6 protein-coding genes and 1 riboswitch are annotated in these 7,431 nt (G+C 72.4%); of the genes, 2 read left to right on the forward strand and 4 right to left on the reverse strand.

Annotation, left to right across the window (positions count from 1 at the left end; genetic code table 11):
- Window positions 1-11: 11 nt before the first annotated feature.
- From Sri02f_RS36960 to fahA, 3 genes are all read right to left on the reverse strand, one after another.
- On the reverse strand, window positions 12-800 hold the full coding sequence (locus Sri02f_RS36960; RefSeq protein ID WP_109005681.1) for a GntR family transcriptional regulator: 789 nt from the start codon (window positions 798-800) through the stop codon (window positions 12-14).
- Between the two features lie 122 nt (window positions 801-922).
- Window positions 923-1,861, reverse strand: coding sequence for a M56 family metallopeptidase (locus tag Sri02f_RS36965; RefSeq protein WP_109005682.1), 939 nt, complete (start codon window positions 1,859-1,861; stop codon window positions 923-925).
- Window positions 1,862-2,076: 215 nt separating this feature from the next.
- Window positions 2,077-3,288: a fumarylacetoacetase gene (gene fahA / locus Sri02f_RS36970; protein WP_109005683.1), complete on the reverse strand. Its 1,212-nt coding sequence runs from the start codon at window positions 3,286-3,288 to the stop codon at window positions 2,077-2,079.
- Between the two features lie 446 nt (window positions 3,289-3,734).
- Between fahA and Sri02f_RS36975 the strand changes: the two genes are divergently transcribed.
- Window positions 3,735-4,559: an HAD family hydrolase gene (locus Sri02f_RS36975; RefSeq protein WP_109005684.1), complete on the forward strand. Its 825-nt coding sequence runs from the start codon at window positions 3,735-3,737 to the stop codon at window positions 4,557-4,559.
- Window positions 4,560-4,664: 105 nt separating this feature from the next.
- Here Sri02f_RS36975 and Sri02f_RS36980 read toward each other — a convergent pair whose 3' ends face one another.
- Window positions 4,665-5,144: a transglycosylase SLT domain-containing protein gene (locus tag Sri02f_RS36980; protein WP_109005685.1), complete on the reverse strand. Its 480-nt coding sequence runs from the start codon at window positions 5,142-5,144 to the stop codon at window positions 4,665-4,667.
- Window positions 5,145-5,147: 3 nt separating this feature from the next.
- Window positions 5,148-5,350, reverse strand: a riboswitch (cyclic di-AMP (ydaO/yuaA leader).
- 999 nt (window positions 5,351-6,349) lie between these two features.
- On the opposite strand from Sri02f_RS36980, the gene Sri02f_RS36990 reads away from it, so the two are divergent.
- On the forward strand, window positions 6,350-7,360 hold the full coding sequence (locus Sri02f_RS36990) for a polyprenyl synthetase family protein (RefSeq protein WP_109005687.1): 1,011 nt from the start codon (window positions 6,350-6,352) through the stop codon (window positions 7,358-7,360).
- The last annotated feature ends 71 nt before the right edge of the window (window positions 7,361-7,431 follow it).

Here is a 7,431-nt window from a genome sequence, read left to right on the forward strand (position 1 = left end):
CGGGAAAGGGATCAGAGCGAGCGGTGGAGCAGACCGCCCATCGAGATGCGGTCCCCGCGGAAGCGGATGAACTCCAGGTCCACCGGGCGGCCGTCGGCCAGGTGGGTGAGGCGTTCGAGCATCAGGAGGGCCGCGCCGCGCGGCGCCTCCAGGACGGCGGCGGAATGGGCGTCCGCGTTCACGGCCTCCAGGGTGATCTCGGCGTGACCGAGACGCTGCCCGGTGAGGGCCTCCAGGAGCCGGAAGACGTCGGTGTTCTCCAGGTCGGCGCCGAGCAGGTCGGCGCCGACGTCGAGCGGGATGTACGTGAGGTCGAGGGAGAGGGGGACGCCGCCCAGGCGGCGCAGACGTTCGATGTAGAGGACGTCGGCGCCGGCCTGGACTTGGAGGCGGTCGGCGACCGGGGCGGGCGCGGCGACGGGGCCCATGGTGCGGACCTCGTTGGTCACGTGCCCGTGCTCGTGCAGGGTCTCGGCGAGGCCCATCAGGCGGTCCAGACCGTGCGGGTACTTCTGCGCCACGACGACCGTGCCGACGCCGGGCAGACGCTCCACCAGCCCCTCCGCGCGCAGCAGGTCGAGTGCCTGCCGGACGGTGTTGCGGGACGCGCGGTAGTCGTCGGCGAGCGACGACTCGTGGGGGAGCGTGCCCGCCGGGAAGCCGCCGGTGAGCAGCTGGCGGCGCAGGATGTCGGCGAGCTGACGGGCCTGGTCAGCGCGCAGCCGACGGCGCGCACGGTGGGCGGCGACGGTGGTCGCGCCCTGACCGGCGTGCTCTCGGATGCGGTCGCTGGATGGCATGGTTCGAACCATAGCCAGAAGGTAGGGAAAGCAGTGTTGCTAGAGTGTTGCGCCACCTACGATGACGTCAGATAACGCGCTGACCTGCTAAAACGCGTGATCGTCGAGCAAGATCTGCCAGCTCAGGACAGTGCGGCCAGGCCGGGGACGAACGTGATCAGCAGGGGCAGCAGGGGCACCAGCGCGGCCACCGTGGTCGTCAGCGCACGCTGTCTGCGCAGCAGGCGCGGGGGCGGCTGGAGGAGGCGGTCGACGCGCTCTCCGAGCAGACGGCGGCTGGAGGCGCAGGACAGCACGCCCCGGTGCTGGTTCAGCTCGATGAGGGCCAGCGCCGTCGTCAGGTGACCGCAGCGGCGCGACGCCGTGTCGTCGGCGGCGAGTTCGACCAGGCGGTGGGTCTGGTCGCAGAAGTGGGCGAAGAGCGGGACGCGCGGGAAGCCGGTGGCCAGGGCGGTGGACAGATGGAGCAGCCAGTCGTGGTGCGCGCGGGCGTGGCCGCGCTCATGGGTGAGGACGGCGTCCAGCTGATGGGAGGTGAGGCGGTGCAGGGCGCCGGTCGTGACGATCAACTGGGCCGGGCTTCCGGGCATCCACCAGGCGTCGGGGTACTCGTCCTCCAGGACGAGGAGGGGGCCGCGGGCCGACGGCAGGCCGGCGGGCAGGTCGGGGGCGCGTTCGCGCAGCAGCGCCCTGGCCCGGCTGCGACGGCGGCGCGCCTCGAACAGCTCGCGGCCCAGCATCGCGGTGGTCCAGGCGGCTCCGCAGGCCAGCAGCAGGGTCAGCGCCGCCGACCACAACGGGGCGGCGGACAGGTCGTAAGCCTCCGTGACCGAGGGCGGCGCGGGCGCGAAGACCCGCGCGCGGACGGTGTGGAAGACGGCCGCGGCGCCCAGCACCAGGGCGGTCAGGCAGCACAGCAGGACCGTGGCGACCAGGCACTGCCACACCCACAGCCCCACCACCGGCTCCCGCTCGGGCCAGGCGGACCGGGTGAGCGCACGCGGGACCGGCACAGCGGCCGTCAGGGCGACGACGCTCAGCAGGAGCAGGCAGAGAGTCATGCCACGGGCTCCGGATCCTGGTCGGGAAGGGGCGTGCCGGTCGCGCGCGGGCCGTACCGCCCGCCCGCGGGCGCGCGGTTCCGCCACGGGCGGCGGGCTCGGCCCGAGGACCGTGCCCGTCGCCAGTATGACGGCGGTTACTCCGGGAGTCAGCCCACGACGACGCTCCGATTCAGCCCCTGTGCGCGCTCCCCGCGATCACTCGTCGGGGTGCCTCACTCCGGGATCACTCGCCCGCTCACCTCGCCCAGGCCCACCGGCACGCCGTCGGGGCCGGGAGCCCAGGCCGAGAGGGTCACCACATCGCCGTCCTCCAGGAACGTCCTCTTGCCGTCCGGGAGTTCCAGCGGGTCGCGGCCGTTCCAGGTCAGCTCCAGCAGGGAACCGCGCTGGTCCGGCTCCGGGCCGCTCACCGTGCCCGAGCCGTACAGGTCGCCGGTGCGCAGGGAGGCGCCGTTGACGGTGAGGTGCGCGAGTTGCTGGGCGGCCGTCCAGTACATGGTGGCGAAGGGCGGCTCGGAGACCGTGTGGCCGTTGAGCGCGACGGAGATCCGCAGGTCGTAGCCGGCGGGCTCGGCGGCCGCGTCGTCCAGGTAGGGGAGGAGGGCGTGGGTGCGCGCCGGGGGAGCCACGCGCGCGTCGTCCAGCGCCTCCAGCGGGGTGATCCATGCCGAGACCGACGTGGCGAACGACTTGGCGAGGAACGGCCCGAGGGGGACGTATTCCCACGCCTGGAGGTCACGGGCCGACCAGTCGTTGAGCAGGCACAGGCCGAACACATGCTCCCGGAAGTCGCCCATCGCGACCGTGCTGCCCTGCGGCGAGGGCACGCCGACCACGAAACCGACCTCGGCCTCGATGTCGAGCCGGACGGACGGGCCGAAGACGGGTGCCGGGTCGGCGGGCGCCTTGCGCTGCCCCGAGGGCCGCACCACGTCCGTGCCGGAGACGACGACGGTGCCGGACCGTCCGTGGTAACCGATCGGCAGATGCTTCCAGTTGGGCAGCAGGGTGTCGGCCGTGTCCGGGCGGAAGATCGCGCCGACGTTCCGGGCGTGGTGCTCGGAGGAGTAGAAGTCGACATAGTCGGCGACCTCGAAGGGGAGGTGCAGCGTCACCGCGGAGAGGGGCCGGAAGAGCGGCTCGACGGTGGCCCGGTGCGACGGGCTCGTCACCCACTCCGTCAACTCGCGACGCACCTGCGTCCAGACCGTACGGCCCGCCGCCAGCAGCGGGTTGAGGGTCGGCGCCGCGAGCAGCCCGGCGTGGGGCGAGCCGAGCGCACGGGCCGCCGCGCCCGCGTCGAGGACGTGGTCGCCGAGCCGGACGCCGACGGTCCGCTCGTCGGAGCCCGGCAGCGAGAAGACGCCGTAGGGCAGGTTGTGCGGACCGAAGGGATCGCCCTCGGCAAGGTCGAAGGGGGGCATCGGGTACTGCCTCTCTTTCGTGCGCTCTGTGGTGCTCGCCAGGTGTGCTCGCCGGACGCCGAACGGATGTGGCGCGGGCGTGCCGAGCCGGGCCACACGTTACGTCCGACCTCGGGGAAGCGACACGGGGGCGGGCCGTGGAGGGGCCGTGGAGGGGGTCGCGGAGGGGGTCCCGTGCGGACGCGCTGTGCGCGCGACCGCTCCCGGCGGGTCCCAGGCGGGACGCGCTGTGCGCGACCGCTCCCGGCGGCTCGTCGGTGGGGCGGCCGGCGCGGACCACGTCAGCTGCTCCCCATCCGGCGATGTGTCAGAAAGCCGCTTCCCTCGAGTCAGTCGTCAACCACCGGCAGTCAGCCGCCGAAGGGGAGTTGGCAGAACCGGCCAGGACCCGGGCGCTGTTCGGTTCGCGTCGAACCCCGGGGGTACGGGATCCGTATTCTCTGATCATGGCCGCACCCATCGCATCTGCCGAGCGCACCGCGTACTCCCTCATCGCCACCGACCTGGACGGAACGCTGCTCCGCGGCGACGACACCTTCTCCGACCGGTCGCTCGACGCGCTCGCGCGGGTGGCGGCCGCCGGCGCACGCCACCTGGTGGTGACGGGACGTCCCGCGCCCCGCGTGCGGCCGCTGCTCGACCGCCTGCACAGCAGGGGGCTCGCGGTGTGCGGACAGGGCGCGCAGTTGTACGACGCCGGCGCGGACCGTCTGCTGTGGTCCGTCACCCTGGACCGGGAGTTGGCCGAGACCGCGCTCGGCAAGATCGAGGCGGAGGTCGGACAGCTGTACGCGGCGGTCGACCAGGACGGCGTCGACGGGCTGACGCTCATCGAGCCGGGCTACCGCATGCCGCACCCCACGCTGCCCGCCCTGCGTGTCGGCCGACGCGACGACCTGTGGTGCGAGCCGATCAGCAAGGTGCTCCTGCGCCACCCCTTCCTGTCCGACGACGAGTTGGCGGCGACGGCCCGCTCGGTGGTCGGTTCGCTCGCCACCGTCACCATGTCGGGACCGGGCACGGTGGAGCTCCAGCCCTGCGGGATCACCAAGGCGACGGGACTGGCGCTGGCGGCCGAGCACCTGGGCCTGCGGCCCGAGGACACCGTCGCCTTCGGGGACATGCCCAACGACATCCCGATGTTCGACTGGGCGGCGCGCGGCGTCGCGATGGCCAACGCGCACCCGGAGCTCAAGGCGGTGGCCGACGAGGTCACGACGTCGAACGAGGACGACGGCGTGGCCGTCGTCCTCGAAAGACTGTTTCCGTGAGCCCGGCTCTGCACGCTCGGCGCGCTCTGCACGCTCTGCACGCTCGGCGCGCTCTGCACGCTCGGCGCGCTCTGCACGCGACGAGCGCTACGCGCGGGCCGGCTGTCAGTACGCGCTGAACACGTTGTCGATGGAGCCGTAGCGGTCGGCCGCGTAGTTGCAGGCGGCGGTGATGTTCGCTACCGGGTCGTACGAGTCCCAGGACGTGCCGTCGACGTGGTAGGCGCGGAAGGTGGGGTCGATGACCTGCAGCAGCCCCTTGGACGGGATGCCCGCGGCCGCGTTGGAGTCCCAGAGGTTGATGGCGTAGGGGTTGCCGGAGGACTCGCGGATGACGTTGCGGTAGATGCCGTTGTACGTCCCCGGGATGCCGTGCTGCGCCATGACGTGGAGCGAGGCGCGGATCCACCCGTCGAGGTTGTTGGAGTACCCCAGGCTGGTGGCGGTGGCGACGGTCGGGGTCGCGGCGGAGGCGCTGGTGGCGCCGATCAGCGGAAGCGCCAGCACGGCGACTCCGGTGCCGGCGACGGCGAGCTTGCGGGCGAGGCGGGCGGTGCGGGTGCGGCGGTGAACTGCAGCGGGCATGACGAATTTCCTCTCCAGCGCCTGCGAGGTGAGCTGTCGGGTTCGGGCGGGGAGCTGCCCGGTCGCGTCCTGACGGTCGCGACTTCACCCCGAGCCGTGACGGGCTGTCCGAGACGTCCGTGAAAATCCGGGACGTAAAGGACATCCGTTGCGGCGACTTACCTGGTTCCCCCGCTCCTGCCGTGCGTTCTCGGTGGGTGTCATGGGCGGCGGCAGGATTAGGCGTCCGCCCGACAGGCCGGGAACGTATGCGAGAGCACATGTCCGGAACAAGTACCGAATTCACAGATGACCCCTATTGACCTTGGTCTGTGACCTATGGGGCGCTTGATCCTTTGTGGGTGCAAAGCGTCAACTTGCTTGAGGGATGCGGAGGATCGGTGAAGAACCGGTCGACGGCGGTCGGTCCGGCGGAGTGAGTCAACTCACCTGCGATCACAAGAGCGGCGAAACGGGCATTAAGCCCAACTCATAGCCAAAGGAGCGTGGGTGGGCTGCCGTCCGCGCCGTCGCCTCGCGCCGGCCGTCCGGTGGGCGTCGTGCGCGGCCTCGATGCGCTCACCCCGCCGCCCGAGGGGCCGGTCCCGAGATGACGTGAGTGATGGTCGTCACGCCGGGTGTCGGGTGTCGGGTGCGGGGGTGTCGGGCGCGGGGTGCGGGGTGCGGGGTGCGGGGTGCGGGGTGATCCGGCGCGGAGTGATCGGGGGGTTCGGGGGTTCGGGGGGTCGGGCGGCCGGGTGGCTGAGTAGCCGGGTGGCGGGATGCCTCGGCGTGTCGGGTCCGCTCGTGACGGAGGGCGCGCCTGGGGGCGACGTCGGCGTGGGATGCCGGGTGGCGCGGACCGCCCGTTCCGGCGTCGGCCTCCGCCGGGGGTGCGGGGCCTGCGGCCGGGGGGCGCGGGGCCGGAGGCGCGGGGCCTGCGGTCGGGAGGGCGGGGCCTGCGGCGGGAGAGCCGGGGGCATGAAACGCTACCCCCGGGTAATCCGAAGGATGTCCGACCATATGAGCTGATCAGGAACTTAGCGGGTGGAATCCGGTACCGCCCGACCTGATGGAGACGCCTCTCGGGCGAGTCCATTCGAGCCGGGGGACGTGGGGGCTATCGGTGATCGAAACGTGACCGGATACGCTGACTTGAGTGAGGGCAGCGACCTATCGACAAACCGCGTAATCGCCAGTAGACACCAGCAGACAGGAGACCCCTCGTGACCGTCGTCGGGCCGTTCGGGCTGAGCGTGCGGGACCAGGCTCTGGAAGCCGATGTCCAGGCCGGATTGGCGGCTGTCGAGGAAGGCTTGCTCGAGGCCACCAAGAGTGAGGTCCCCTTCATCACGGAGGCCGCCCAGCACCTCGTGCGGGCGGGCGGGAAGCGGTTCCGGCCGCTGCTCGTGGTGCTCGCGTCGCAGTTCGGGGACAAGTACGCGCCGGGCGTCGTGCCGTCGGCCGTGGTGGTGGAGCTGACCCACCTGGCCACCCTGTACCACGACGACGTGATGGACGAGGCCGCCGTGCGGCGCGGGGTGCCCAGCGCGAACGCCCGCTGGGGGAACTCCGTCGCCGTCCTCACGGGTGACTTCCTCTTCGCCCGTGCCTCCCACATCCTGGCCGACCTCGGTCCGGAGGCGGTGCGGGTGCAGGCGGAGGCGTTCGAGCGGCTGGTCACCGGCCAGATCCTGGAGACGGCCGGCCCCACGGACGGACGGGATCCGGTCGAGCACTATCTCGACGTGCTCGGTGGCAAGACGGGCTCGCTGGTGGCCGTGGCCTGCCGGTTCGGGGCGATGATGTCGGGCGCCGACGAGACGGTCGTCGACGTCCTGACGCAGTACGGCGAGCGGCTGGGCGTCGCGTTCCAGCTGGCGGACGACGTTTTGGACATCGCGTCCGACTCGCGCGAGTCGGGCAAGACCCCCGGCACGGATCTGCGCGAGGGCGTTCCCACGCTGCCGGTGCTGCGGCTGCGGGAGCGGGCGGCGCGGCTGGCGCTGCCCGAGGACATCGCCCTGTGCGAGCTGCTGGACTCCGACCTGAGCGACGACGCCCGGCTCGACGAGGCCCTCACGGCGCTCCGGGCCCACCCGGCGCTGGAGCAGGCCCGCCGGGACACGGTGCGGTACGCCAAGGACGCGCGCGCCGCGCTGGCGCCGTTGCGTGAGTGCGACGCGAAGGCCGCTCTGATGGAGCTCTGCGACGCGGTGGTCCACCGGGCGGGCTGACCCCGCCCAGGGCGGCCGCGCCGGGCGGCCGGCCGGCAGGTTCCGCGGCCTGCCCGGCCCGGTGCCCACCC

This window comes from Streptomyces rishiriensis, from assembly GCF_003112535.1.
GTDB classification, from domain to species: domain Bacteria; phylum Actinomycetota; class Actinomycetes; order Streptomycetales; family Streptomycetaceae; genus Streptomyces; species Streptomyces rishiriensis.